This window comes from Nocardioides oceani (assembly GCF_030412965.1).
Lineage (GTDB): Bacteria > Actinomycetota > Actinomycetes > Propionibacteriales > Nocardioidaceae > Nocardioides > Nocardioides oceani.
Window position 1 is genome coordinate 696,150 of sequence record NZ_JAUHJQ010000001.1, and the last position, 25,126, is coordinate 721,275.

At 75.0% G+C, this 25,126-nt stretch carries 20 protein-coding genes, 1 tRNA gene and 1 other RNA gene; 10 read left to right on the forward strand and 12 right to left on the reverse strand.

Annotated features, from left to right (window positions below; all coding sequences use genetic code 11):
* Positions 1-14 precede the first annotated feature (14 nt).
* Positions 15-2,312: a DNA polymerase III subunit gamma and tau gene (locus tag QWY28_RS03350; protein ID WP_300950884.1), complete on the reverse strand. Its 2,298-nt coding sequence runs from the start codon at positions 2,310-2,312 to the stop codon at positions 15-17.
* 77 nt (positions 2,313-2,389) lie between these two features.
* Positions 2,390-2,479: signal recognition particle sRNA small type (gene ffs, locus QWY28_RS03355), an RNA gene on the reverse strand.
* Between the two features lie 129 nt (positions 2,480-2,608).
* Here ffs and QWY28_RS03360 point away from each other — a divergent pair.
* A tRNA-Ser gene (locus tag QWY28_RS03360) sits at positions 2,609-2,697 on the forward strand.
* A gap of 358 nt (positions 2,698-3,055) precedes the next feature.
* On the opposite strand, the gene QWY28_RS03365 is transcribed toward QWY28_RS03360, so the two are convergent.
* From QWY28_RS03365 to QWY28_RS03390, 6 genes are all read right to left on the reverse strand, one after another.
* Complete coding sequence (locus QWY28_RS03365; protein ID WP_300950885.1) at positions 3,056-4,378, reverse strand: S8 family serine peptidase; 1,323 nt, start codon at positions 4,376-4,378, stop codon at positions 3,056-3,058.
* Positions 4,369-5,793 (reverse strand): type VII secretion protein EccB, encoded by a 1,425-nt coding sequence (locus QWY28_RS03370; protein WP_300950886.1) that lies wholly within the window; start codon positions 5,791-5,793, stop codon positions 4,369-4,371. The genes QWY28_RS03365 and QWY28_RS03370 overlap by 10 nt, the downstream gene beginning before the upstream one ends.
* A gap of 5 nt (positions 5,794-5,798) precedes the next feature.
* Complete coding sequence (gene eccD / locus QWY28_RS03375) at positions 5,799-7,151, reverse strand: type VII secretion integral membrane protein EccD (protein WP_300950887.1); 1,353 nt, start codon at positions 7,149-7,151, stop codon at positions 5,799-5,801.
* A gap of 181 nt (positions 7,152-7,332) precedes the next feature.
* Positions 7,333-7,629, reverse strand: a complete 297-nt coding sequence (locus QWY28_RS03380) for a WXG100 family type VII secretion target (protein ID WP_300950888.1) — start codon at positions 7,627-7,629, stop codon at positions 7,333-7,335.
* Between the two features lie 20 nt (positions 7,630-7,649).
* Entirely contained in the window at positions 7,650-7,964 is a 315-nt protein-coding gene (locus tag QWY28_RS03385) for a WXG100 family type VII secretion target (protein WP_300950889.1), read from the reverse strand.
* A 157-nt stretch (positions 7,965-8,121) separates the two neighbouring features.
* Positions 8,122-9,495, reverse strand: a complete 1,374-nt coding sequence (locus QWY28_RS03390) for a hypothetical protein (RefSeq protein WP_300950890.1) — start codon at positions 9,493-9,495, stop codon at positions 8,122-8,124.
* Positions 9,496-9,694: 199 nt separating this feature from the next.
* Here QWY28_RS03390 and eccCa point away from each other — a divergent pair, with 199 nt between their 5' ends.
* The gene (gene eccCa, locus QWY28_RS03395; RefSeq protein ID WP_336622400.1) at positions 9,695-13,708 is read left to right on the forward strand and encodes a type VII secretion protein EccCa; all 4,014 of its coding nucleotides are present in this window, start codon (positions 9,695-9,697) and stop codon (positions 13,706-13,708) included.
* A 30-nt stretch (positions 13,709-13,738) separates the two neighbouring features.
* Here eccCa and QWY28_RS03400 read toward each other — a convergent pair whose 3' ends face one another.
* Complete coding sequence (locus tag QWY28_RS03400) at positions 13,739-14,194, reverse strand: nuclear transport factor 2 family protein (protein ID WP_300950891.1); 456 nt, start codon at positions 14,192-14,194, stop codon at positions 13,739-13,741.
* A 141-nt stretch (positions 14,195-14,335) separates the two neighbouring features.
* Here QWY28_RS03400 and QWY28_RS03405 point away from each other — a divergent pair, with 141 nt between their 5' ends.
* The 3 genes from QWY28_RS03405 (at position 14,336) to QWY28_RS03415 (ending at position 15,463) form a co-directional block, all read left to right on the forward strand.
* Positions 14,336-14,527 (forward strand): hypothetical protein, encoded by a 192-nt coding sequence (locus QWY28_RS03405; RefSeq protein WP_300950892.1) that lies wholly within the window; start codon positions 14,336-14,338, stop codon positions 14,525-14,527.
* Positions 14,528-14,636: 109 nt separating this feature from the next.
* Entirely contained in the window at positions 14,637-14,939 is a 303-nt protein-coding gene (locus QWY28_RS03410) for a type II toxin-antitoxin system VapB family antitoxin (protein ID WP_300950893.1), read from the forward strand.
* Positions 14,939-15,463, forward strand: coding sequence for a LytR C-terminal domain-containing protein (locus tag QWY28_RS03415; RefSeq protein WP_300950895.1), 525 nt, complete (start codon positions 14,939-14,941; stop codon positions 15,461-15,463). Before QWY28_RS03410 ends, QWY28_RS03415 begins: the two co-directional genes overlap by 1 nt.
* Here QWY28_RS03415 and QWY28_RS03420 read toward each other — a convergent pair.
* Both QWY28_RS03420 and QWY28_RS03425 read right to left on the reverse strand, forming a co-directional pair.
* Entirely contained in the window at positions 15,460-16,971 is a 1,512-nt protein-coding gene (locus tag QWY28_RS03420) for a potassium/proton antiporter (RefSeq protein WP_300950896.1), read from the reverse strand. The genes QWY28_RS03415 and QWY28_RS03420 overlap by 4 nt on opposite strands.
* A gap of 60 nt (positions 16,972-17,031) precedes the next feature.
* On the reverse strand, positions 17,032-18,099 hold the full coding sequence (locus tag QWY28_RS03425; protein ID WP_300950897.1) for a TlpA disulfide reductase family protein: 1,068 nt from the start codon (positions 18,097-18,099) through the stop codon (positions 17,032-17,034).
* A 46-nt stretch (positions 18,100-18,145) separates the two neighbouring features.
* Between QWY28_RS03425 and QWY28_RS03430 the strand changes: the two genes are divergently transcribed.
* The 4 genes from QWY28_RS03430 (at position 18,146) to QWY28_RS03445 (ending at position 23,203) form a co-directional block, all read left to right on the forward strand.
* Positions 18,146-19,654 carry an FAD-binding protein gene (locus QWY28_RS03430; protein ID WP_300950898.1) on the forward strand — a complete coding sequence of 503 codons (1,509 nt, stop codon included), beginning with the start codon at positions 18,146-18,148 and terminating at the stop codon, positions 19,652-19,654.
* Positions 19,655-20,108: 454 nt separating this feature from the next.
* A complete protein-coding gene (locus QWY28_RS03435) occupies positions 20,109-21,308 on the forward strand; it encodes a pyridoxal phosphate-dependent aminotransferase (RefSeq protein WP_300950899.1) in 1,200 nt (399 codons plus the stop codon).
* A 30-nt stretch (positions 21,309-21,338) separates the two neighbouring features.
* Positions 21,339-21,764 carry a FliH/SctL family protein gene (locus tag QWY28_RS03440; RefSeq protein WP_300950900.1) on the forward strand — a complete coding sequence of 142 codons (426 nt, stop codon included), beginning with the start codon at positions 21,339-21,341 and terminating at the stop codon, positions 21,762-21,764.
* Complete coding sequence (locus tag QWY28_RS03445; protein ID WP_300950901.1) at positions 21,761-23,203, forward strand: hypothetical protein; 1,443 nt, start codon at positions 21,761-21,763, stop codon at positions 23,201-23,203. The genes QWY28_RS03440 and QWY28_RS03445 overlap by 4 nt, the downstream gene beginning before the upstream one ends.
* Positions 23,204-23,212: 9 nt before the next feature.
* On the opposite strand, the gene QWY28_RS03450 is transcribed toward QWY28_RS03445, so the two are convergent.
* Positions 23,213-24,571, reverse strand: a complete 1,359-nt coding sequence (locus QWY28_RS03450) for a YncE family protein (protein ID WP_300950902.1) — start codon at positions 24,569-24,571, stop codon at positions 23,213-23,215.
* Between the two features lie 99 nt (positions 24,572-24,670).
* Here QWY28_RS03450 and QWY28_RS03455 point away from each other — a divergent pair, with 99 nt between their 5' ends.
* Positions 24,671-25,120 carry a hypothetical protein gene (locus QWY28_RS03455; RefSeq protein ID WP_300950903.1) on the forward strand — a complete coding sequence of 150 codons (450 nt, stop codon included), beginning with the start codon at positions 24,671-24,673 and terminating at the stop codon, positions 25,118-25,120.
* Positions 25,121-25,126 lie beyond the last annotated feature (6 nt).

Here is a 25,126-nt window from a genome sequence, read left to right on the forward strand (position 1 = left end):
GCCGGGTCCAGCTACTACTGGTGGGGGATCTCCTCGATGATCCGGGCGCCGAGCTCGCGCTCGAGCAGGTCGGTCCCGGCGAGGCCACCGGTGTCGGCGTCGAGGTCGTCGGGGTGGGCGTCGGAGTCGGGGTCGTGCCGTTCGGCGTCGCCGGCCCCGGCCCCGACGTCGGCGGGGGCCCCGGCGGTGCGGGTCTGCTGGATCCTCGCCCGCGCGGCCGCGATCGCCTGCGGGTCGGCGCTCGCCCGCTGCTGCGCCGTCGGCGGCTCGGGGCGCTCGTCACGCTGCGCGGTGTCCTCGGGCGGGACGTCGGCCCACGCGGGCGGCCCGTCCTGGCCGGGCGGGGGCCCTTCGCGGAACGCCGGCTCGGGCTGGGCACCCGGCTGCACGGCGGGCGCGGTCGGCTGGCCCGGCTGGGCCCACGGCGGCGGGTCGGACGGGGCAGCCGGCGCTGGGGCGGGCGGCGGCGTGGCCGCGTCGGCCCGGGCGCCCGGGTCCACGATCGTCTCGATCCGCCAGTCGGTGCCGACGACGTCGATGGCCGCCTGACGGACGATCTCGGCGCTGCCGCCGTTGTCGAAGGAGTCGCGCGCCCCGGCGTTGCTGAAACCGAGGGTCAGCGTCCGGGCGTCGACCGCCACGACCTGGGCGTTCGTCGTCAGGTGGATCCAGGTGACGCGACGGCGCAGCTTGGTGGCCTCGACGATGTCGGGCCACAGCCGGCGGACGTCGACCAGCGTGAGCCCGCCGGCGTCCGGCTGGGCTGCCGGCTGGGCCGTCGCAGCGGGCTGCACGGCCGGGGCGGGCGGGGCGGCGGGCTCCGCCGCCGCGGCCGGAGGGGCGGCGGACGCCGCCGCGGGCCAGTCCGTCGAGGGCTGGTCCACCGGGGGCCGGTCCACCGGGGGCCGGTCCGTCGGCGGCTGGGTCGCAGCGGGCTGCTCCCTCGCGGGCTGGTCCGCCGGCGGCCGGGTGGCCTCGGCGGGGGCCGGCGAGGACGGCAGCGACACCGTGGTGGCGGGCGCGAGGTGCGGCACGGGGCGGGCGGGGGTGACCGGGTCGGGCTCGTGGGCGAGCGGGGCGGGCCGGTCCTGGGCCGGGACGGCCGGAGCGGCCGGCGCGGTGACGGCGGCCGTCGGCGTACCCGTGATCGACACCCGCTTCTCCAGCCGGTCCAGGCGTGCCGCGAGCCCCTCCATCCCGTGGTCGGCGCCCGGCAGCAGCACCCGGGCGCAGATCAGCTCGAGCAGCAGCCGCGGAGCGGTCGCGCCGCGCATCTCGGTCAGGCCGGTCGCGACGATGTCGGCCGCCCGGCTGAGGTCGTGGGCGCCGAACCGGGCCGCCTGCGCGACCAGCCGCTCGCCCTGGTCCTCGGAGACGTCGATGAGGCCGGTGGCCGGGGCGTCGGGGACCGCGGCGACGATGACCAGGTCGCGCAGCCGGCGCAGCAGGTCCTCGGTGAAGCGCCGCGGGTCCTGCCCGGTCTCGATCACCTTGTCCACCACGCCGAAGACCGCCGCCCCGTCGCCGGCGGCGAAGGCGTCGACGACCTCGTCGAGCAGCGTGTCAGGGGTGTAGCCGAGCAGCCCGGTGGCCAGCTGGTGCGTCACACCGCCGGGGCCGGCCCCGCCGAGCAGCTGGTCGAGGACCGAGAGCGTGTCGCGCGCGGAGCCAGCGCCGGCGCGGACGACGAGCGGCAGCGCGGCCGGCTCGATGGCCACGCCCTCCTTCTCGCACAGCTCGGAGAGGTAGGACGACAGGAGCCGCGGCGGGATCAACCGGAAGGGGTAGTGGTGCGTCCGGGACCGGATCGTCGGAAGCACCTTGTCCGGCTCGGTGGTCGCGAAGATGAAGCGCAGGTGGGGCGGCGGCTCCTCGACCAGCTTGAGCAGGGCGTTGAAGCCCTGCGTGGTCACCATGTGGGCCTCGTCGATGATGTAGACCTTGTACCGGCTGCGCACGGGCGCGAAGAAGGCCTTCTCGCGCAGGTCGCGCGCGTCGTCGACACCACCGTGCGACGCGGCGTCGATCTCGATGACGTCGATCGAGCCGGGCCCACCGCGGGCGAGGTCGCGGCAGCTGTCGCACTCCCCGCAGGGGTCGGCCACCGGCGCCGCCTCGCAGTTGAGCGCCCGGGCGAGGATCCGCGCCGAGGTGGTCTTCCCGCAGCCGCGGGGACCGGAGAACAGGTAGGCGTGGTTCACGCGGTTGTTGGCGAGCGCGGCGCGGAGCGGCTCGGTGACGTGGTCCTGGCCGATGACCTCACGGAACGTCTCCGGCCGGTAGCGGCGGTACAGCGCGAGGGGTGACTCCACGCCAGAACACTAACCACCGGCACCGACAACCGGACAGGCCGCCGGATCCGGCGCCCGCGGACCGGCCCCGAAATGGAAAAGGCCCCCCATGCACCCGGAAGAGCCCACTTGCCCTTGCTGCCTTCCGGCCCTGGGGGATTGGGTGAGGTACCGCCGCACGGGGGGTTGCCCCGGAGTCTAGGCGACCCCGGTCCCGCCTCCAACACGAGGCGCCGACGACCGGCCCGCGGCGCTGACCCGGAGGGACGGCGGGAGCGATTTCACCGGCGCCGACGACGACCGGTACGCTCCTGCGCGGAGGATTCGCCTAGTGGCCTATGGCGCTCGCTTGGAAAGCGGGTTGGGTTAACAGCCCTCAGGGGTTCGAATCCCCTATCCTCCGCCACCGGACGGCGTCGCACCCTCGTGTGCGGCGCCGTTCGTCGTCCCCGGCCCGGAGGACCGGCCTCAGAGGACCAGCAGGCGCATCATCACCGAGAGCAGTGCCGCGAGGGCGACCGCGAGCGCGACCACGAGGGCCCCGCCGAGCTCGCCCCTCACGACCGCTCCGGTGTCACGCGGCAGGTCGTGGGGTGCGGGACCGCAGGCTGCAGGGACATGCGCGCGACGCTAGGACCGCACGGCGCCCCGGCGCCCGGCCCCGACGCGATCCTGACGTGCCCTGACGCCGCCCTGACGCCGCCTTGACGCCGCCTTGACGCGCAGGCTCCCGGCGGCGACGGCGGCGCCGGCGGCGACGGGGGTCAGGGGCGCCGGCGGGCGAGGACGGGCCGCAGCACGAGCGCCAGCAGCAGCGCACCCCCGCCGATCAGTCCCCACCACACGGCCCGGTCCCGGGCGCCGGCGAGCAGGTCGACCTCCTCCGGCGGGGCGGTCGCCCGCTCGACCGCGCGGTCGTCGGAGGTGGCGACCTCGAGCGCGCCGTCCTGCTTGCGCGGGCGCAGCGGCCGCGCGAGCGCCTCGAGGGGCTGCACGACACCGGCGCCGGTGTGGACGTTGGGCTGCTCGGTGCTGGCGCTGGCCGTGCCGAGCAGCCGCGACACGATCTGGGCGGCGTTCTCGTCGTCGTGGTGGCTGCGCAGCAGCGCCACGACCCCGCTGACCACCGCGGCGGACCACGACGTGGCGTAGCCCGGCACGCCGCACGTCCCGCCGTCCAGGCCGTAGGAGATCGCCCCGAACGTCGGCACGGCCACGTCGATGTCGCTGCTCAGCAGCACCTCCCCGGTGGCGTCGCCAGCCCCGGTCCCGTCCGCCGTCGAGCTCACCGCCACGACCCCGGGGTACGCCGCCGGCCAGACCAGCCCGCGGGCGTCCTCGCCCGGTCGCGGCCCGGTGGCCGGCGCCTCCTCGCCGCCCTCCGCGCTCTCGTCGGGCTCCGGCCCGAGCTCCTCGTAGAGGAAGTCGCCCTCCTCCCGCGGCCGGTTGCCGCTGGCGGCGACGACCACGACGTCGGCCGCCTCGAGCCGACGGAGCACCTTCTTCAGCGGGGCGTAGCGCGGCATGGCCAGCGAGACGTTGACGACCCCGATCCCGAGCCGCTCGGCGTTCTGCGCGACCCACTGCAGCCCCGCGACGACGTTCGGGGGCTCGACCGGGTCCTCGCCCTCCGCGGGGTCCCCGCTGTCGTAGACCCGGACGTCGACCACCTCGGCCGCCGGGGCGATCCCGACGGGCAGCTCCTGCCCGTCCGGGCCGGTCCGCGGCGAGCCGGCGACGATGCCGGCGACGATCGTGCCGTGCGCGTCGACGACCTCGCCGCGGCCGTACGCCTCTGGTGCGACGGGGATCCCGGAGCCGACGGCGCGCGGTGCGATGCCGGAGTCGACGACGGCGACCCGGACGCCCGCGCCGGGCCGCTGCGAGCCGTGGGCGGCCAGCCAGGCGTGCGTCTCCTCGATCCCGAGCGCCTCGAGCGGCAGGCTCGGGTCGGTCGTCGAGGACGGGGCCGGGGTGTCGGCCGTGGTGCCCGTGCAGTCGACCGCGTCGGCGTGCGCGGGCGCGCCCGGCACGAGCACGAGGCCGGCGAGCAGGGCGCCGGCGACGGCGCCGCGGGTCACTCGCACGTCGAGCTCCGGCCGGGCCGGTCAGGCGGGCAGAGTGCCGCGTTGACCGAGAGCGGCACGCCCTCCTCGAAGAGCTCCACCCAGGTGTCGGGGACGATCGGCGCGTCCACGCCGCCGTACCCGAGCTGCGCGGCGGCCTGGTCGCCGACGAGCGCGTAGGCGACGGCACGGTGGTCGAGGAGGTACGGCGTCCCCACCCGCCGGTCGTCCCAGCCCGCGCTCAGCACGTAGGCGCCCCGGCCGGCGTCGACGGTCCCGTCCACGGACCCCCGTGAGGTCCCGGCCTCGGCGACCGAGGCCTCGCCCTCGGGGGCGGTGCCGAGCCGCACGGTCGGCGCCCCGCCGTCGGGGTCGGGCAGCAGGACCGCGCAGTGCTCGCCGGTCACCTGCTCCAGCTCGCCCTCGGGCCAGTGAGCCTCCTCGTAGGCCGGCACCTCCTGGCGCAGCTGCGGGTCGCCGTCCGGCTGGAGCGTGCGCGGCTCGTAGCCCGCCGGCTTCTCCGCGCTGGCGTAGACGGCGGCCGCGAAGGGCGTCAGCCCGACCGGCGCCGTGCGGGTGACGAGCAGCTCGATGCCGGCGGACTCGTACCGGTCGCCGACCCGGGCCTTGGCGGGCAGCCCGTCCTGGCCGGCCACCTCGGAGGGCTCGCCGTACCCCTCGAGCCCGAAGCTGCCGAAGCTCAGCGGGCCGCCGGCGGGGAAGAGCGCGAGCCACTGCTCGGGGACGTCGACCGCCTCCGAGCGGATCGGCATGCCGAGCTGCTGCAGCATGAGGTCGACCGCGCCGCGGTCGGGCACGAGGAAGCTGTAGGCACGGCTCTCGCCGCCGGCCTCCGGCTCCGCGGACTCCGCGATGAGGTAGACTCGGCCGCGCGCGCGGACCAGCATCCCCGCGCCTGTGAGCGGCTCGACGAGCTGCTCCTCCGACAGGTCGGCCTTGATGCCGCTGCCGTCGGCGGTGCACGCGGTCCAGGGAGACTCCAGCAGCTGATCATCGTCGGGGACGGTGGAGGGCGCACCGAGGATGCCGATGTCCTCGCCGACGGTGTACTTGTCGATCTCGGACTGGTCCACGACGCTCGGCTGGAGGTCGGGGCCGAGGATGAGCTGCGCCGAGGTGATGTTGATGACCGGCCGCAGCTCGGGGTCGTCGCCGCCGTCGAGGATGACGTACGGCGTCCCCCCGGAGATGACGAGGCCGCCGTCGGTCCAGTTGGTCGGGGCCTTCGGGTTGAGGATCGCGGCGATCGCGGCGCCGGCGACGAGCAGGATCGCCAGCGCGACACCGCCGACCACGGTCCGCCCCGGCCGCGTCGGCTCGACCTCGCGGCCGCCGGGCGCGCCGGAGACGAACGCCGTGACGAGCCTGCGGCGGCTGAAGGAGTGCGCCTCGACGAGGTCCTTCTTGGTGGCCATCGGTGCTAGCCCCGGACAGCGGAGAAGACGCCGGTCGCGAGGACCGTGAGCGGGAGCAGGGCGAGCAGGCAGACCGACTCCGCGACGTCGCCGAGCCGGCCGCGCCGCAGGGACGGCGTGCCGGGCAGCAGGGTGGCCGCGAGCAGCACGGCGCCGGTCGCGGCGAGCACGACGGCCGCGGTCGGTCGCCAGTCCGGGTGCAGCCACAGCAGCGCGACGGCCACCGAGACCAGCCCCGCGATGCCGGAGACCAGGCCGACGAGCACCTCCGAGCCGGTGCGGTACTGCCGGGTCCGGAGCATCACGACGAGGCAGGCGACGACGGCGAGCAGCGTGCCGGAGAGCCCGAGCGCGACGGCGAGCGGCGCGATGATGACGAGCAGCAGGCCGACGGTCGAGGAGATGCCGAGGAGGATCTCGTGCGCGACCCGGGCGTCGCCCTGGACCCGCTCGGGGTCGATGTCGTCGGGGTCGGCGGTGATGTCGGCGACCGTGTAGAGCTGGTCGACGCGCGTCCCGGTCGCGCCGAGCGCGAGCCACGGGAAGACCGACCCCACCAGCACCACCAGGACGAGCGTGGTCGTCAGCACCACGCGGTGGTCGACGTCGACGGCGTTCATGACCAGGCCGGTCGCGAGCAGGATCGCGCCCACCACGACCGGCGGGGTCACGAGGGTCCGTCCCTCGCCGAGACCGACGAGGGCGACGAGGCCGGCCAGGAGCGCCCCGCCGCCGGCGGCGGCCATCGGCAGGCCGAAGAGGTAGTCGTCGGTGACGAGCATGAGGCCGCCGACCGCGGCGTACGCGGCGCCCATCCACGCGACGGCCACCGCTGCCTCGGGCTCGCGCTGGGCGCGGGAGAGGACGATCGCGCCGGCGACCAGCGCCGTGGCGACGACCGTGGCGGCGACGGCGGCCAGCAGCGAGCCGCGCTGGATGAGCAGCGCGACGGCGCCGAGCGCCATCAGCAGGCCCGCGGCGGCCAGGGCGGTACGCCGTCCGGAGGCCGGCTCCCACGGCTTGAGGTCCCGCTCGACGACGTCGGTCATCGCCTCGACCACGTCGTCGTAGACCCGCGGCGGCTCGTCGTCGACGCCCGCGGAGACCGTCAGCAGTCCGCCGTCCTCGATGCCCTGGATCGTCAGGCCGGAGTCGCCGGCGAGCTCGCGTCCCTCGGCGGTGACGACGCGGTAGCCGCCGTACACCGTGGCCGGGTCGAGCAGTCCCACGCTGCGGGCCAGCTCGGGCAGCAGCTCGGCGACGGGGACCGCGCCCGGGAGCACCAGGTCGACGCGGCGGGTGCCGGAGGCCACCGTCACCCGGACCAGTCCGGACGTGCTGGTCGGCGCCTGGCTCATCGTGTCTCCTCGCGGGGGTCTCGCCGGTCGGCCGGCCGCAGCCTAGCGCCGGGCGGGTCGGCCGGACCCGGGGTCGGGCGGGCGGACGTCGGTGCAGACGTGCCGGTCGGCCCGGGCCGCGTGCGGCCCGGGCCGACCGGGGTGGAACAGCTGGTGCTGCGGGTGCAGCGGGTGGTGCGGGTCAGCCGCCGAAGCTGGCCGCGCCGCGCTTGTCGGCGGCGGCGTAGTCGGCGTTGGACTGGCTGACGGCCTGGCTGGTCTGGGTGAGGATGTCGCGCATCTCGGTGATCGCGGTGTCCCACTTCTGCTTGGCCACGTGGTAGGCCTGCTGGGCCTGGCCGTCCCAGTCGCTGCGGAGCGGGGCGAGCTCGCTCTCGAGGCGGTTGAGGCGGTCGTCGATGTTCTTCACGGCCTGCATGAGGTCCGCGGCCGCGGTGTCGAGGCCGGCGTGGTTGACGCGGATTCCGTCGAGGTTCATGTCTGTGTCTCCTGTTCGGGTCAGCCGAGCCGGCTGGTCAGGTTGGACATCCCGCCGCCGCTCTCCTGGTCGGTGTTGACGTTGAGCTGCTCGGTCGAGTTGAGCGAGGCCTCGAAGTCGTTGAGCGCGTTGACGATCGTGCGCTGCTTCTCGTTCCAGGTCTGGTGGAGGGTGAAGAAGGCGCGGCCGCCCTCGCCGACCCACTTGCCCTGGAGGGCGCTGAGCTGGTCGGTGAGCCGGCTCGCCAGCGTCGTGAAGTCGTTGTGCGCGTCCGAGACCATGCCCGCGGCGCGGCTGAGTGTTGCTTCGCCCTGTCCGAAGTTGCCCTGCGACATGTCGCTACTCCTCATGTGGTCAGCGGCAGTCGCCGCCGGTCGGTTGATCCTGAGCTCGGGGACCGCCGTCTCAGGAGGTGCCCTTCAGGTTCTGAGGTCCTCCCGGTCGGCCCGGTCGGACAGGCAACGATCTACCCGGGGCCTCGACCCCTAAACCTCAGAAAGTCCTTTCCCACAGGACGCGGAACAAGCCGACCGCCACGACCACCGACGCGATGGCGAAGGACCCGCAGACGCCCTCGAGCACCTCCGCGCGCCGCGACCACCACGCCGAGCGCCAGCCGCGCCCGGTCGCGACGGCGACGACGACCAGCAGCACCGCGGTGCCGACGGCGACCGTCGCGACGGTCGTGCCCCAGCCACCGTCGAGGTGCTCGAGCAGGTGGACCAGGAGCGCGACCTCGCAGGCCAGCCCGGCGGCACGCAGCAGGCTGCGGGCCGCGACGTGCCGGTAGCTGCGGGCGGCCAGGAGCAGGCTCGCGCCGGCCGTGCCGACGAGGACCCGGGCCCCGATCCGGTCCAGCGGCACCGTGGCGGTCGCGAGCAGCAGCGGCGCGGCCACCGCGGCGACGCCCAGCACCGCCACGGAGGCGGCGGTGATGATGCGCGAGCCACGCGCGGCGACCTCGGCGACGGCGTGGGGCCGGACGAGGGTGCGGCCGCGGCGCCCTCGGGGCTGCTGCTCACGGGCCGACCACGCCGTCACCGCCAGCCGCTCGATGTCGACGAGGAGCTGGTCGGGCACGTCGATCGCCCAGCCCGGGACGAGCCGTGCGGCGAGCACCGCCGCGACCAGCAGCACCGCCCACACGGCCTGCGCGGGAAGGTCCGCGAGCGCGGCGAGGACGGTGACGAGGAAGACCGCGGCCCCGACGACCATCCAGGTCCGCAGCGCCTCCTCGGAGCGCCGGTCCAGCGCACGCGCGACGGCGGCGGCCACGGCGGCCACCAGGGCGGCGGTGCCGACGACCGTGGGCAGCCGCTCGGCGGCCGGGTCCCACAGCACCGCGAAGGCGGCCGCCCCGGCGAATGCGGGAGCGGCGACGGCCCGGTGCCCGGCGAACCGGCCGACCGGCACGACCGCGAGCAGGCTGGCCAGGCCGAGCAGCCCGACCGCGGCGTCGCGCAGGTCGCCGGCTCCGGCCTGGGCTGCGAACCACCCGGCGAGCCCCGCGACCGCGACGGCGACGCAGAACCACAGGACCGACAACCGCCCCGGCTCGACCTGCTGCCGTGGCGCGGACGTCGGGCGGTCGCGGGACCCGGAGCCGCCGGCGACCGGGGTGACCTCGCCCGGCAGCAGGGCGACCAGCACCGTGCCCGCGTCGACGCCGACGTCGGTCAGGACGGCGTCGTCGCGCAGCGGACCGCCGGTCGCGCGGGTCAGCGTCGGGACCGCCGCGAGCCCGGCCTGGGCGGCGTACGCCTCGGCCACGTCGCGGGCCGACGCCTCCGCAGGCACGACGAGGTCGACGACGCCGACGGACCCGTGGATGCTCAGCGCCAGCACGTCGGTGGTGCCCCCGGCCATGGGTCCTCCGTGGTCGACGCGGTCTGCGGCTCAAGCGCCCGGTGGCGAGGAGGGTATCCGTGCCGCTGCCGGCTGTCGCGGCCACTGCCTATCATCGAGCGACTGCGAGCAGGGTTGGGCGGCTCCCGGCGGGGCACGATGGCGCCGGAGCCGCACCCGACGGCTCGACCGCGGACACGGCCTTTCGAGGAGCCTGGGTGTGAGTACGACGCTTCGCGGGGCACGCGCCGAGGAGCCGGAGATGCCCTCCGGCCAGCTCGTCCTCCAGCCCCCGCCGCAGATCGAGGAGCACGAGGGCGCGGCCGGCGTGCTCATGAACGCCATCCCGATGCTCGGCAGCCTCGGCTCGATCGTGCTCGTCGCGACCATGGGCAGCCAGAGCGGCAACTCCACCCGCAGCTTCATCGCCGCGGGCATGTTCCTCTTCGCGACGATCGGCTTCATCGTCGTCCAGATCGACCGCCAGCGGAAGCAGCGCGCCCAGCAGGTCACCGGCTCGCGCACCGAGTACCTCCGCTACCTCGCCACCGTCCGCAAGCTCGCCCGGGAGTCCGCCGACCAGCAGCGCCGGGCGCTCACCTGGCACCACCCGGCGCCGTCCGCCCTCCCCGCGATCGCCGAGGAGCGCTCCCGCGTCTGGGAGCGCGGCGCGACCGACCCCCGCTTCCTCCAGGTGCGGTACGGCACCTGCGCGCAGCCCCTCGCCGTCGACCTCGTCCCGCCGGAGAGCGCCCCGATCGACCAGGTCGACCCGGCCGCGGCCTCCGCGCTGCACCGGCTGCTCGTGGTCCACCGTCTCCAGCCCGACCTGCCGGCCTCGGTGGACCTGCGCGCCTTCGACCGCGTCGAGGTGTGCGGGCACGAGGAGCCGTCGCGCTCGCTGGCCCGAGCGATGATCTGCGAGGCCGCGACCTTCCACTCCCCCGAGCAGCTCCTGGTGGCCGTGCTCGCCTCCGAGGCGAACCTCGCCCACTGGGACTGGGTCAAGTGGCTGCCGCACGCGCAGAGCGCCCGCCAGTCCGACGCGGTCGGGCCGATGCGGATGGTCACCACCAACCTGGCCGACCTCGCCGCCCTGCTGCCGCCCGACCTGGGCGACCGGCCCCGCTTCGGCGCCGACGAGCGGCCCGCCACCCCGCACATCCTGCTCGTCGTCGACGGCGGCGAGCTGCCGCCGGGCAACCACGTGGTCCCTCCCGACGGCCTGCACGGCATGACGATCCTCGACCTGCCCGCGCGGTGGGACGAGCTGGAGGACGCCAGCCGACTGCGGATCCAGGTCCAGGGCCACCCCGACCGGCAGGGCCGCCAGCCCGTGCTCGCGCTGCGCCTGCGCGAGGAGCCGATCCCGGCCAAGGCCGACCAGTGCGACCTCGCCACCGCCGAGGCGTGCGCCCGGCGGCTCACCCCGCTGCACACCGTCGCCTCGGGCGTGGTCGAGCCGACGACCGGCGGCGAGATCACCGGACCGACCGACTTCATGGACCTGCTCGGGCTCGGCGACGTACGCCGCTTCGAGCCGACCGCCGCCTGGCGCCCCCGACCCGCGCGCGACCGGCTGCGGGTCCCGATCGGCCTCGGCGAGGGCGGCTCGATGGTCCACCTCGACATCAAGGAGTCCGCCCAGCAGGGCATGGGCCCCCACGGCCTGGTCATCGGTGCGACCGGCTCGGGCAAGTCGGAGTTCCTGCGCACGCTGGTGCTCGGCCTGGCGATGACGCACAGCCCCGAGCAGCTCAATATGGTGCTCGTCGACTTCAAGGGCGGCGCGACCTTCGCGGGCATGAGCGAGATGCCGCACGTCTCCGCGGTCATCACCAACCTCGAGAACGAGCTGACCCTCGTCGACCGCATGCAGGACGCCCTGTCCGGCGAGATGGTGCGCCGCCAGGAGCTGCTGCGCGACGCGGGCAACTACGCCTCGGTCCGCGACTACGAGAAGGCCCGCAGCGCCGGGGAGGACCTCGCTCCCCTGCCGTCGCTGTTCATCGTGGTCGACGAGTTCTCCGAGATGCTCTCGGCGAAGCCGGAGTTCATCGACCTCTTCGTCGCCATCGGCCGCCTCGGCCGCTCGCTGGGGCTGCACCTGCTCCTCGCCTCGCAGCGCCTCGAGGAGGGCCGGCTGCGCGGCCTGGAGTCGCACCTGTCCTACCGGGTCGGCCTGCGCACGTTCAGCGCCCAGGAGTCGCGCGGCGTCCTCGGGGTGCCCGACGCCTACGAGCTGCCGCCGGTCCCCGGCCTGGGCTACCTCAAGCCCGACCCGACCACGCTGGTGCGGTTCAAGGCGGCGTACGTCTCCGGGCCGCCGTCGGGCCGCCAGCGGGTGCGCCGCGACGAGGGCGGGAACGTGCGCGGCATCCTGCCGTTCACCGTCGCCGAGGTGCTGGCCCTCGAGGTCCCCGAGGCCGACGAACCGGAGCCGACCCCCGTGGCCGAGCCGGAGAGCCAGGAGTCGCTGCTCGACATCGCGGTCGGCCACATGATCGGCCAGGGCCCGCCCGCGCACCAGGTGTGGCTGCCGCCGCTGGACGTCCCCGACACCCTCGACGAGCTGATGTCGGACCTCGTCGAGGACCCCGAGGTGGGCCTGGTCGCGCCGGCGTGGCGCGACCTCGGCGGCCTGGTCGTCCCCCTCGGCACGGTCGACCGGCCGCGCGAGCAGCGCCGCGACACCCTGACCGTCAACCTCAGCGGCGCGGGCGGGCACGTCGCGATCGTCGGCGGGCCGCGCTCGGGCAAGAGCACCCTGCTGCGCACGGTCGTCACGAGCATGTCGCTCACGACGACGCCGCTGGAGAGCCAGTTCTTCGTCCTGGACTTCGGCGGCGGGACGTTCGCGCCGATGACCGCGCTGCCCCACGTCGCCGGCGTCGGCAGCCGCTCCGAGCCCGACGTCGTACGCCGGATCCTCGCCGAGGTGCGCGGCATCGTCGACCGCCGCGAGGCGTACTTCCGCGCGAACGGCATCGACTCGATCGAGACCTACCGCTCGCGCCGCGCGGCCGGCCGCGTGGACGACGGGTACGGCGACGTGTTCCTCGTCGTCGACGGCTGGAGCACGATCCGCGCCGACTTCGACGACCTCGAGCTGGAGATCCAGCAGCTGGCCACCCGCGGCCTGACCTTCGGCTTCCACGTGGTCGCCGGCGCGACGCGCTGGGCGGACTTCCGCGCGGCGATGCGGGACATGTTCGGCACCCGCCTGGAGCTGCGGCTCGGCGACGCCATGGACTCCGAGATCGACCGCAAGATCGCCCAGCTGGTCCCCGCCGGCCGGCCCGGTCGCGGTCTCGTGCCCGGGAAGCTGCACTTCCTCGGGGCGCTGCCCCGCATCGACGGCACCCCGGACTCCGAGAGCCTCGGCGACGGCGTCGACGACCTGGTCAAGCGGGTGGCCGCGGCCTGGCCCGGCCCCGACGGTCCCAAGCTGCGGCTGCTCCCCGAGCGGATCGAGCTCGCCGAGGTCCGCCGGCTGGCGGGCGCCGACGCCTCGACGCCGCCCGCGGAGGTCGCCGACCGGCGCATCCTCCTCGGCATCAACGAGAAGGAGCTCGCTCCCGTCGGGATCGACCCCGACACCGAGCCGCACCTGCTCGTCTTCGGCGACGGCCAGTCCGGGAAGAGCTCGGTGCTGCGCGCCTACCTCCAGGAGGTCATGCGCACCCGCAGCCCGCAGCAGGCGCAGATCGCGGTGGTCGACTACCGGCGCTCGCTGCTCGGCGAGGTGCCGGAGGAGTACCTCCTCAACTACCTGACCTCCGCCACCCAGGCCCAGCCCGCCCTGCGCGACCTCGCGACGTACCTGGAGAACCGGATCCCCGGGCCCGACGTCACCCCCGACCAGCTGCGCAACCGCAGCTGGTGGACCGGCGCGGAGGTCTTCGTCGTGGTCGACGACTACGACCTCGTGGCCACTCAGCAGTCCTCGCCGGTGGCCGCCCTGCAGCCGCTCATGGCCCAGGCCCGCGACGTCGGCCTGCACGTCGTGGTGGCCCGCCGCTCCGGCGGTGCGTCGCGCGCGCTCTACGAGCCGGTCATCCAGTCGATGCGCGACCTCGCGATGCCCGGCCTGCTGCTGTCGGGCAGCCCCGACGAGGGCCCGCTGCTCGGCAACCTGCGGCCCATGCCGGCGCTCGCCGGTCGCGGCCGCCTGCTGACCCGCGACCGGGGGGTCGACGTGGTGCAGACGGCGTGGACGGAGATGACGCTCTGAGCCCCTCCGGGGGCCGGGCCGGCGGCCCGCTCAGACGTGGGTGTGGCTGCCCGGTCCGCTGATCTTGAGGCTGGGCACGTCGTCCATGCTCCAGGTCATCTCGTAGGTGCGGCGGTAGCCGGTGTGGGCCACCCGCCACCCGGCCGGGGTGCGGACGTAGCGGTCGGTGTAGATCGCGGCGCCCTCGAGCACGAAGCGGAACACCTCGACGATGACCTTGTCCTGGAGGTACCAGTGCCCGGTGGCGCGGTCGCCCTCGACGGTGATCTCGGGGTGGTGGGCCTGGTGGAGGGTGATCATCCCCTCCACGACGTTCTCCCGCATGTAGCCCACCAGGGCGCTGCGGTCGGCGAAGGCCAGGCCGTTGTAGTCGCCGGTCGCCTCCGGGACGAAGCACTGCTCGAACTCGTCCCACTGCTTGGTGTCGAGCGTGCGCAGGTAGCGGTACTTCAGCCGGCAGATCTCGTCCACGTCGGAGCTGGTCACCGGTGCAACGTAGATCACACCGTGGCCCGCTGTCGTGGAACCTGGATGTAACCGCGCGTCAACCCCCGCGCGACCTCGGCCCCTCAGGCTGGTCCCACCCCGATCGACCACCCCGATCGACCAGCCGTAGAGGAGGCCGTCATGGAGAACCCCATCGCGATCGACCCCACCACCCCCATCGACCACAGGCTCGAGCAGATCCGGGCCCAGCGCGCGGCCCTCCGCCTGCGCCACTCCCAGGCGCTCGCCCGCCTGATGGAGGAGCGCGAGGACCTGCGCGGCGTGCACGCGCTCGCCGACTTCGTCGACGATTCCCTGCGCTGGTCCGCCTGAACGGCGGCCCCCTTCCCGGCACCGTGGGCCGGGCTCCGACCGTCGGGTCCGGGGCCCGGCCCTCGTCGTACCCTCCTGCACCGACCCGGCGATCGCTAGGGTCGGCACCGTGATCTTCAAGCGGGTCGGGGACGGACGGCCCTACCCCGAGCACGGCCTGGACGCCCGCGGGTGGTCGGCGCTGCCGCCACGCCAGGTCCGGCTCGACCAGCTGGTCACGACCAAGGACACCCTGCAGCTGGCGGCGCTGCTCGACGAGGACTCGACGTTCTACGGCGACCTCTTCGCCCACGTCGTGCTGTGGCGGGGCGAGTACTACCTCGAGGACGGGCTGCACCGCGCCCTGCGCGCGGCCCTCCACCAGCGCAACGTGCTGCACGCGCGCGTGCACACCATGGACGGGAGCGCCTAGTGGACGGGTCGCGTGGAGGCATCGACGGGCGGGTCCGCACGCTGCTGACCCTCGGGGTGCTCTCGCTCCTGCTCCTCGGCGGGGCGGCGTGGGGGTGGTCGGCGCTGACCGAGCCCGTCCCCGGCGCGGTCGACAGCCCCACCTGCGTCGACACCGACGTCACGGCGGGCAGCCGGCTCTTCGCCGACCAGGTCGTCGTGAGCGTGCTCAACGCCGGCGACCGTGAGGGGCTCGCCGGGCAGACGATGCAGGTGCTGGTCGACGGCGGGTTCGTCCAGGGCGACACCGGCAACGCCCCGAACGGCACCGAGGTCGCCGTCGCCCAGATCTGGGCCGACACCCCGGCCCACCCGGCGGTCCGCCTGGTCGCGAGCCGCCTCGGCCCCGAGGCGGAGGTCGTACGCCGCGACTCCACCGAGCCCGGCGTGACCGTCGTCGTGGGCGACGGCTTCGAGGAGCTCGTCGAGGGCAAGGAGTCGGTCCGCGTCCGCCGCGACTCGGTCGTCTGCAGCCCGCCGGGCTAGCGGCGCTCGGGCGCCCGGTCGTCGAGCCACTGCGCGAGCCGGCCGCCGAGGGAGACCGCCCGCAGCCGCTGCTCGGTCCGCTCGCGGATCTTGCGCGGCGTCACGACGAGGAGCTCGTCGCCCCGGCGCAGGACGGTGCGGTGCTCGGGGACGATCGTCTCCCCCTCGCGGATGACCATCGAGACCGAGGCGCCCTTGGGCAGCCGCAGCTCGCCGACCTCCACCCCGTGCATGAGCGAGCGCGGGCTGATCGTGACCTGCAGCAGGTCGGCGGCGATCCGCTCCAGCGGGGCCGCCTCGAGGTCGAGGTCGCGCGGCTCGGACCGGCGCGTGACCCGCAGCAGGCGGGCGACCAGCGGCAGCGTCGGACCGGTCAGCAGGGTGTAGATGACGACCAGCACGAAGACGATGTCGAAGAGCCGCTCGGCGTCGTCGATCCCCTCGGCGAGCGGGATGGTCGTGAAGACGATCGGCACAGCCCCGCGCAGGCCGGCCCAGGAGATGAATGCCAGCTCGCGCGCCGGCATCCGCTGCACCAGGCCGCACGCGGCCACCGAGAGCGGCCGGGCCACGAAGGTGAGGACGAGGCCGGAGGCGAACGCGAGGCCGACGACGTCCCAGCCGATCCGGCCCGGGGAGAGCAGCAGCCCGAGCATCACGAACAGGCCGATCTGCGCGATCCAGGCGATGCCCTCGGAGAACGACCGGGTGGCGGCCCGGTGGGGCAGCTCGGCGTTGCCGAGCACCAGCGCGGCGACGTACACCGCAGCGAAGCCGGAGGCGTGGACGGCGGCGCCGGTGCCGTAGGCCAGGACGGTCAGGCACAGGATCGCGATCGGGTAGAGGCCGGAGGACGGGAGCGCCGCGCGCCGCATCACCCAGGCGCCGCCGAAGCCGACGGCCAGGCCGATCGCGACACCCGCGACCAGCTCGAAGACGATCAGCGCCAGCATCGCGAGCGGGCCGTCCTCGGCGGCCGCGCCGGTCGAGATCAGCACGACCAGCACGACGACCGGGGCGTCGTTGAGGCCCGACTCCGCCTCGAGCGCCCCGGTGAGGCGCCGTGGGAGGGGCACCGCGCGGAGCACCGAGAATACCGCCGCGGCGTCGGTCGCCGAGGTGGCGGCGCCCAGCAGCACGGCCAGCTGCCAGTCCAGCCCGAGCAGGTAGTGCGCCGCGGAGGCGACCACGCCCACCGAGATCGCGACGCCCAACGTCGACAGCGCCACGCCCAGGCGCATGGCCGGCCGGATCTCGCGCCAGTTCGTGGTCAGCCCGCCCTCGGCCAGGATGACGACGAGCGCGCCGAAGCCGAGCGCGTGCGCGAGCTGCGCGTCCTCGAACTCGATGCCGAGGCCGGCCTCGCCGAGCAGCACGCCCATGAGCAGGTAGATGAGCAGGCTGGGCAGGCCGGCGCGGCTCGAGGCGCGCACCGCGAGGACGGCCAGGAAGGTGACGGCCGAGCCGACCAGCAGGAAGACGTCCAGCTGATGGGCGTCGAACGTCATGTCACCTCTGCGGGTCGGGGCGGCGGATCCGCAGTCTACCGGCCCGGGAGGGTGCCCCGATCAGGTCGTGGGGGTGTAGCCCGGCCGCCCCGAGGCGTCCCACTCCTCCCAGAACGACGTGAACTCCTCGCCGAGGAAGGGGTCGCCGCCGGTCATCATGATCCCGCCCCGGCGCACCGTCCAGTCCCACGGCGCGAGCTCCTGGGCGGTGGCCAGGTGGGCGCGGGCGGCGTCGGTGCGGCCGGTGCGCTGGAGGTGCGCGGCGACCCGCCGCTCGGCCAGCGCGAGCTGCTCGGCGTCGGTGCGCTCGGGCATCGGGGCGTCGGCGCTCGCGGGCAGCTGGCCCTCGCGGGCCCACCGCCGCAGCAGGTCGTGGTGCTGCTCGCTGCCGATCTTGGTGAACGCCACGAACTGGTCGTCGCCCGGGGCGATCGTCGGCGGCTTGACGATCCGGTCGTCCTCGTCGACCCACACGACCGACGGGACGTTGGTGATGCCGTACCGCTCGGCGGTGACGTGGGCGGTGTCGACCGCGACGGGGTACGTCGGCGCGCCGGCCTCGATCCACGGGCGGGAGTCCTCGGGGTCGGCGTCGAGCGCGACCGAGAACACCTTGAGGCCGGTGTCGGCTAGCTCGTCCTGCAGCTGCTGCCACCCCGCCAGCTCGTGCCGGCACCCGCACCAGGACGCCCAGGTGACCAGCACGCGCTTGTGGCCCGACAGGTCGTCGAAGGAGACCGGGTTGCCGTCGACGTCCGGCAGCACCAGGCTCGGCGCCCGGCCGTCGCCGAGGTCCCGCGCCCGGGCCGCGGCGCTCGGGGCGAGCGCGACGACCGGTCGCTCGGCGTCGTCGAGGTCCGAGGCGACCAGCAGGCCGAGTGCGTCCGCCCAGGCGGCGAGGTCGACCAGGTCCGGGTCCTCGGGGTCCGCGACGGTCCGCCCCAGGAGCGGGACACACGTCTCGTCCCGGCACAGCCCCACCGGCTTCAGCACCCAGCCGGTCGCCGCCGCGAGGACGCCCGCGTCGACCCGCAGCGGGTCCCCCGCGCGCGTCGGCAGGAGGTGCTCGGCGCCGTCGACGTCGATCAGCACGAGGGACGGTCCGGGACCGGTCGCAGCGGTGGCCATGGACGCGAGGATCGCACGGAACTGGAACTTGTTCTAGATTCTGCGCATGACTGCGACGACCCCCGACAGCGCGACCAAGGGCACCGAGGTCCCGGCGACGATCCCGGCCTCCTCGCTGCCGGCCGACACCCCGGCGTACGACGTCGTGGTGGTCGGCTTCGGGATCGCCGGCGGCTGCGCGGCGCTCGAGGCTGCCCGGGCCGGTGCACGGGTGCTGGTGCTCGAGCGGGCCGCGGTCCACGGCGGCACCTCAAGCCTGTCCGGCGGCCACTTCTACCTCGGCGGCGGGACCGCGGTGCAGCAGGCGACCGGCCACGAGGACTCCGTCGAGGAGATGTACAAGTACCTCGTCGCGGTCTCCAAGGAGCCCGAGCACGACAAGATCCGCGCCTACTGCGAGGGGTCGGTCGAGCACTTCGACTGGCTCGAGGGCCTCGGCTTCGAGTTCGAGCGGTCCTACTACCCGGAGAAGGCCGTCATCCAGCCCGGCACCCAGGGTCTGATGTACACCGGCAGCGAGAAGGTCTGGCCCTACCGCGACCAGGCCCGGCCCGCACCCCGCGGTCACAAGGTGCCGGTCGCCGGCGACACCGAGGGCACCAAGATGGTCATGGACCTGCTCCGCGACCGGCTCGACGACGCGGGTGTCGAGGTCCGCTACGAGACCGGCGCGACCCACCTCGTCGTCGGCGAGGGCCCCGACGGCCAGGAGGCCGTGCAGGGCGTCGCCTGGCGGTCCTTCGAGACCACCGGCCACGTGCGCGCCGGCGGCGTCGTGCTCGCCGCGGGGGGGTTCGTGATGAACCCCGACATGGTCGCCGAGCACACCCCGAAGCTGGCCGAGAAGCCGTTCGTGCTCGGCTCGACGTACGACGACGGCCTGGGCATCCGGCTCGGCCGGTCGGTCGGCGCGGAGCTCAAGCACATGGACGAGCCGTTCGTCACCGCACCGTTCTACCCGCCGTCGGTGCTGCTGACGGGCGTGATCGTCAACCGCGAGGGCAGGCGGTTCGTGGCCGAGGACTCCTACCACTCGCGCACGTCGCAGTTCGTCGTCGAGCAGCCCGGCTCCGCGGCGTACCTCGTCGTCGACAGCGAGCACGTCGAGTACGCCAAGTACCCCCTCGTCCCCCTCATCGACGGCTACGAGACCGTCGCCGAGCTGGAGGAGGCGCTCGAGCTGCCGACCGGGTCGGTGCAGGAGACGCTCGACCGCTACAACGACGCGGCCGACCGCGGCGAGGACCCCGACTTCCACAAGCACCCCGACTGGCTCGCCTCCCAGCGGGTCGGCCCCTGGGCCGTCTTCGACCTGACGCTCGGCAAGGCGATCTACGCCGGCTTCACCCTCGGCGGCATCCGGACCACCGTCGACGGGGAGGCCCAGCGCCCCGACGGCTCGGTCGTCCCCGGCCTGTACGCCGCCGGCGCCTGCGCCTCCAACCTCGCCCAGGACGGCAAGGGCTACTGCTCGGGCACCCAGCTCGGCGAGGGCTCGTTCTTCGGCCGCCGTGCCGGCGTCGCCGCCGCCCGCGCCCGCGTCACCTCCGCCTGAACCCCCGCTGGTCGAGCAGCGAGCCCCGGCGAGCACCGCTGGTCGAGCAGCGAGCCCCGGCGAGCGTCGTCGAGACCCCGCCACCGTCCCCACGCCCTGCCCCTCACCGGGTCTCGACGACGTCGGGCCTGGCGGCCCTCCTGCTCGACCAGCAGTACGCCACCCCCGCTGGTCGAGCAGCGAGCCCCGGCGAGCGTCGTCGAGACCCCGCCACCGTCCCCACGCCCTGCCCCCATCACCGGGTCTCGACGACGTCGGGCCTGGCGGCCCTCCTGCTCGACCAGCAGTACGCCACCCCCGCTGGTCGAGCAGCGAGCCCCGGCGAGCGTCTTCGAGACCCCTCCACCGTCCCCACGCCCTGCCCACCTCACCGGGTCTCGACGACGTCGGGCCCGGCGGCCCTCCTGCTCGACCAGCGGGGGCGGCGGGCGCGGTGGACCGTAGGGTCGGCGCCGTGACCACCGACCGCCTCGCCGTCGCCAGCCGCGCCAACGTCCCGCCGTTCCACGTGATGGACCTGCTGGCGGCGTCGGCGGCGCGGCAGCGCACCCACGGCGACATGCTCAACCTGCTGGCCGGACAGCCGAGCACGGGCGCGCCGGCGCCGGTGGCGGCCGAGGCGGTGCGGCTGCTGCAGTCCGGCGACCCGCTCGGCTACACCCCGGCCGCGGGCATCCACGAGCTGCGCGAGGCGATCGCTGGCCACCACCGGCGGGCCCACGGGATCGACGTGTCCCCCGAGGACGTGGTGGTGACCACGGGAAGCAGCGGCGGCTTCCTGCTGGCGTTCCTGGCGGCCTTCGAGGTCGGCGACAAGGTGGCGATGGCCCGGCCGGGCTACCCCTGCTACCGCAACGTCCTGGCCGCGCTCGGCTGCGAGGTGGTCGAGATCGCGACCGGGCCGGCCACCCGCTTCCAGCCGACGGTCGAGCAGGTCGCGGCGCTGCACGCCGAGGTGGGGCTGCGCGGGCTGGTCGTCGCGAGCCCCGCGAACCCCACCGGCACGATGCTGCTGCCCGAGGAGCTCGCGGCGCTCGCGGCCTGGTGCGAGGCCAACGGCGTGCAGCTGATCTCGGACGAGATCTACCACGGCATCGAGTACGCCCCGCTCGACGGCGCCCCCGCCCTGGCCCGCAGCGCGTGGGAGACCTCGCGCGAGGCGGTCGTGTTCTCCTCGTTCTCCAAGTACTTCTCGATGACCGGCTGGCGCATCGGCTGGATGCTCGTGCCGGAGCGGCTGCGGCGGGCCGTGGACGTGCTGACCGGCAACTTCACGATCTGCCCGCCGGTGATCGCGCAGCGCGCGTGCCTGGCCGCCTTCGACGACGCGTCGTACGCCGAGCTCGACGGGCACGTCGCGCGCTACGCCGCGAACCGCCGCGTGCTCCTGGACGGGCTCGCCTCCCTGGGCATGACCCGGCTCGCGCCGGCGGACGGGGCGTTCTACGTCTACGCCGACGTCGGGCACCTCACCGGCGACTCGATGGCCTTCGCCCACGACCTGCTCGGCCGCGTCGGGGTCGCGGTCGCGCCGGGCGTCGACTTCGACACCGCCGAGGGCGGGCGGTTCGTGCGGATGTCGTTCGCCGGCCAGCAGTCGGAGATCGAGGCGGCCCTGGAGCGGTTGTCCACAGCGCTCCCGACGGTGGGTTAACGGCCCGGTCGGGTCGGGCAGACCCGCTCCATGGACGGAGCGGGTGGGAGCAGGTACGGCGACGCGGCGGCGATCCGCGCGCTCGCGGCGCGGCTGCGCGAGCAGGCCGCGGAGGTGGCCGCCGAGGCGGATCGGCTCGCCCGGCTCGCCGAGGCGACCGGGTGGACGGGGCTCGCCGCCGACGCGATGCGCGACCGGGCCCACGACGGCGCACGAGCGCTGCGGCGTACCGCCGGGCTGCACGAGGACGCCGCCGAGGCCCTGGACCGGCACGCCGCGGAGGTCCAGCGGCGCACCGAGCTGGTGGCGGCCGCGGAACGGACGTTCGAAGCGCTGGTCGACGCGGCCCGCGACCGGCTGGGCGGCCTGGTCGACCGGTTCCTCGACCAGGTGGCGCCTCCCCCGAGCGGCCACCGCGACTGGCTGACCTTCGAGCTGCCGGGGTTCCTGCGGTGAGCGGTCCCGAGGTCGCCCGGGTCGTGGAGGTCACCGGCGGGTCGCACGGCCTCGCCGCGGCGTACGCCGTCGTGCGGGCGCTCGCGGACGACTACGACCGCGCGGGCGACCGGATGCGCGGGTGGGCCGACGTCGGCCGGCGGACCCTCCTGGACGGCGACCTGCTCGACTCGGCGGTGCTCGCACCGGTGACCTTCGCCGAGGCCGAGGCGGCCGTGCTGGGAGCGGCGACCGGCCCTGACGGCGCGCTCGTGGCGAGCCTGCACTGGGAGGCCGACGCCGTGGCGGTCCGCGCGACCGTGACCGCGCTCGAGGCCGCCGACGACCTCTCGCGCGCGGCGCTCGAGGTGGTCGACCACGCGCTCGGCCGCGCGCTCGGGACCCTGCTGCCCGCGGCCCTGCCGGTGGTCCTGCCGCTCCTGCCGTCCCTCCCGCTGCTGGCACCCGCGCTGGCACCCGCGCTGGGACCGCAGCTGGACCGGCTGCTCGCGGACGCCGTCGCCGAGCACCCCGACGCCGTGCAGCACCTGGCCAACGGGGGCGGTGGCCTGCTCGACGGGCTGCTGTCGGCCGGTGTGCTGCGCGGACCCTGGCGGCTGCCCCGGGACACCGAGGCCGCGGCGGCGGTGCTCGCGGCGGCGTACGGCGACCCCGGGCGGGGCCGCGCGCTGCCCCTCGGCCCTCCCCGGCCGGTCCGGCAGCCGGGCGGCCTCGCCGACGTCCTCCGCGACCTCGACGGCGTGCACCGCACCGGCGGCGACGGCGTGGTCGAGGTCCGCACCGCCACGGCTCCCGACGGGTCGGTGCGCCACGTCGTGCACCTGCCCGGCACCGACGACCTCGGGACGCTGCCGTGGACCCAGGACGGCGACGTGCGCGACCTGGCCACGAACCTGCTGCTGGTGGCCGGGCTCGACAACCCCTACCAGCAGGGCGTCCTCGACGCGATGCACCGGGCGGGCATCGGCCCCGACGACCCGGTGCTGCTCGTCGGGCACTCCCAGGGCGGCATGGTGGCGGCTGCGGTGCTCGCCGGCGCCGGCCCGTTCCACGTCACCGACGTGGTGACTGCCGGCTCGCCGACCGCCCACCTCGACGGCTTCCCGCCCGGTTCCCACGTGCTGTCCCTCGAGCACCGTGGCGACCTCGTGCCGCTGCTGGACGGCGAGGACAACCGCGACATCCCCGAGCAGACCACCGTGCGCTTCGACGGCTCCCCGCCCGGACCGGGTGCCGGGGTGGCCGCTGCGCACGACGTCCGCCACCACGTCGCCGCCGCCGTCGCGCTCGAGGGGGCGGTGCGCGACGGGACCGCCCACCCGTCGGTGGTCGACGCCCTGCACCGCCTCGAGGAGCGGGGGTACGTCGGCGGGCCCGCCGGGCCGGGCGGGACCGTGGTGACCAGCCAGGCCTTCCAGGTCGTCAGGGACCGACCGTGAGGCGGTCCGTCAGGGCGTGGGCAGCCCGCCGAGCACCGACCGGTCGGGCACGACGTTCGGCAGGCCGGCGACCAGGCTGCGGTCGACGAAGCCGTTGCGGACCCGCTGCGGGTGGTAGCCCACCTTCGTGCTGCGGACGATCCGGCCGGTCGCGTAGGCGATCTTGGAGATCTTGTCCGAGCCGCTCCACGAGATGTAGCAGTGCTTGCCGTCCCAGCTGGGGGTGACCCAGTACGGCTTGAGCCCGCCCTTGAGCAGCTTGCCGGTCGCGAACGTCTGGGCGTCGACGACGGTGGCGTAGTCCGACATGGTGCCGGCGACGCAGATCTTGGTGCCGCGGTGGTTCATCGCGATGCCGTGGTGGGCGGAGTCGAGGAGGTAGAGCTCGCGCGGGGTGTCCGGGACGAGGTTCGGCAGCCGCTTGACGCGGGTGATCATCCCGGTGCGCCGGTCGAGCTCGACGAAGCCGTGGAAGAACGAGAGCTGGAAGTACATCTTCTGCTCGTCCGGGCTCAGCGTGATCGGCCGGACGGCGGTGCTGACGTCGGTCATCCCCCGCTCGTCGAGGGCCTTGCGCAGGTCGTACCGCCGGATCACCTCGTTCGTCCGCGCGTCGACGACCTGCAGCACCCGGTCGTCCTTGAGCGGGTCGAGGGCGGGGTCGTCGAGCGGGGTGTAGACCAGGCCGATGCTCGCGTGGAGGATCCGCTTCCCGTCGTCGATGTAGGTGCTCTCGTGCGGCGAGCCGCCGGAGGGGAACTGGCCGAGCTCCTTGCCGTCGCTCATCCGGATGACGTGGACGACGTTGCCGGTCGAGGCGCTGACGACGACGCGCCTGCCGTCGGGCGAGACGGCCATGTGGTCGGAGCGGACGCCGGCGACGGGGAACCGCCAGGCGATCTCCTGGGTCGCCAGGTCGATCGCGACCACGTCGGCGAACGAGGGCCGTGAGACGACGAGCAGCCGGCCGTCGTTGGAGGAGTACATGTCGTCGACGTACTGGTCGTGGCCCTCGCCGATGAGCGCCCGGATCGCGAGGAAGTACGCCAGCCGATAGGGGTTGAGCGCGATCTCCTGCATCCGCTCGGCGCGGTCGGGGATGATGTCGATCCGGCCGAGCCGGCGGAAGCCGCCCGGCGTCACGATGCTCGCGGTGCCGTCCCAGTTGTTGCCGACGAACACCGCCCGGCGCACGCCGCTCGCCTGCCGGGCGGCCTGCTGCGCCGAGGTGGGGAGCTCGCGGACGGACGCGGGTGCGGCCGTGCGGTCGTCGACGGCGGAGCTCGGGCCGGCGGGGCCGGCGAGCGAGCCGGTCAGGGCGAGGAGCAGGCCGAGCACGGTGGCGGGGAGCAGACGACGACGGTGCATGCGCTGATCCTGCCGTCTCCGGGCGTTTCGGGACAGGGACGTCCGGGAAAGCGACGGCAGGCGGGGCCTGCCCCGCGAGCGGCCCGGCGAGGAGGACGGATGTACGGCGACACCGACGTGATGCGCCGACGGGTCGGCCAGCTGCGCGAGCAGGCCACGGACCTGCGGGCGCTGGCCGACCAGCTCGTGGCCCGCACCGAGGGCACGGGCTGGACCGGCCGGGCCGCGGAGTCGATGGGCGAGCGGGTCCGCGACCGCGCCGCCCGCCTCCGCGAGGCCGCCGCCGGTCACGACCGGGCCGCCGACTCCCTCGACAAGCACCTCTCCGAGGTCGACCGCGCCAAGGACGCCATCGCCCAGGTCGAGCGGAAGGCCGGCAGCCTCGTCGCCGACGCCCGGGCGCGGGTCGCCCGCGTCGACGCGCAGGCCGCCGACGACCCGGCCGGCGTCAGCCGCACCGCCGACCCGACCGACCTCCAGCTCGCCGCGTTCGACCCTCCCCCGCCCGGCCACCGCGACTGGCTCGGCGTCCACCTCCCCGGACTGTGAGGCACC

Excerpts from the sequence above, each read along its gene's own strand:
- QWY28_RS03425 (WP_300950897.1), bottom strand. The coding sequence starts at position 18,099 with ATGGCCACCGCTGCGACCGGTCCCGGACCGTCCCTCGTGCTGATCGAC.
- QWY28_RS03420 (WP_300950896.1), bottom strand. The coding sequence starts at position 16,971 with ATGACGTTCGACGCCCATCAGCTGGACGTCTTCCTGCTGGTCGGCTCG.
- QWY28_RS03405 (WP_300950892.1), top strand. The coding sequence starts at position 14,336 with ATGGAGAACCCCATCGCGATCGACCCCACCACCCCCATCGACCACAGG.
- eccD (WP_300950887.1), bottom strand. The coding sequence starts at position 7,151 with ATGAGCCAGGCGCCGACCAGCACGTCCGGACTGGTCCGGGTGACGGTG.
- QWY28_RS03455 (WP_300950903.1), top strand. The coding sequence starts at position 24,671 with ATGTACGGCGACACCGACGTGATGCGCCGACGGGTCGGCCAGCTGCGC.
- QWY28_RS03390 (WP_300950890.1), bottom strand. The coding sequence starts at position 9,495 with ATGGCCGGGGGCACCACCGACGTGCTGGCGCTGAGCATCCACGGGTCC.
- QWY28_RS03370 (WP_300950886.1), bottom strand. The coding sequence starts at position 5,793 with ATGGCCACCAAGAAGGACCTCGTCGAGGCGCACTCCTTCAGCCGCCGC.
- QWY28_RS03430 (WP_300950898.1), top strand. The coding sequence starts at position 18,146 with ATGACTGCGACGACCCCCGACAGCGCGACCAAGGGCACCGAGGTCCCG.
- QWY28_RS03440 (WP_300950900.1), top strand. The coding sequence starts at position 21,339 with ATGGACGGAGCGGGTGGGAGCAGGTACGGCGACGCGGCGGCGATCCGC.
- QWY28_RS03450 (WP_300950902.1), bottom strand. The coding sequence starts at position 24,571 with ATGCACCGTCGTCGTCTGCTCCCCGCCACCGTGCTCGGCCTGCTCCTC.
- QWY28_RS03380 (WP_300950888.1), bottom strand. The coding sequence starts at position 7,629 with ATGAACCTCGACGGAATCCGCGTCAACCACGCCGGCCTCGACACCGCG.
- QWY28_RS03385 (WP_300950889.1), bottom strand. The coding sequence starts at position 7,964 with ATGTCGCAGGGCAACTTCGGACAGGGCGAAGCAACACTCAGCCGCGCC.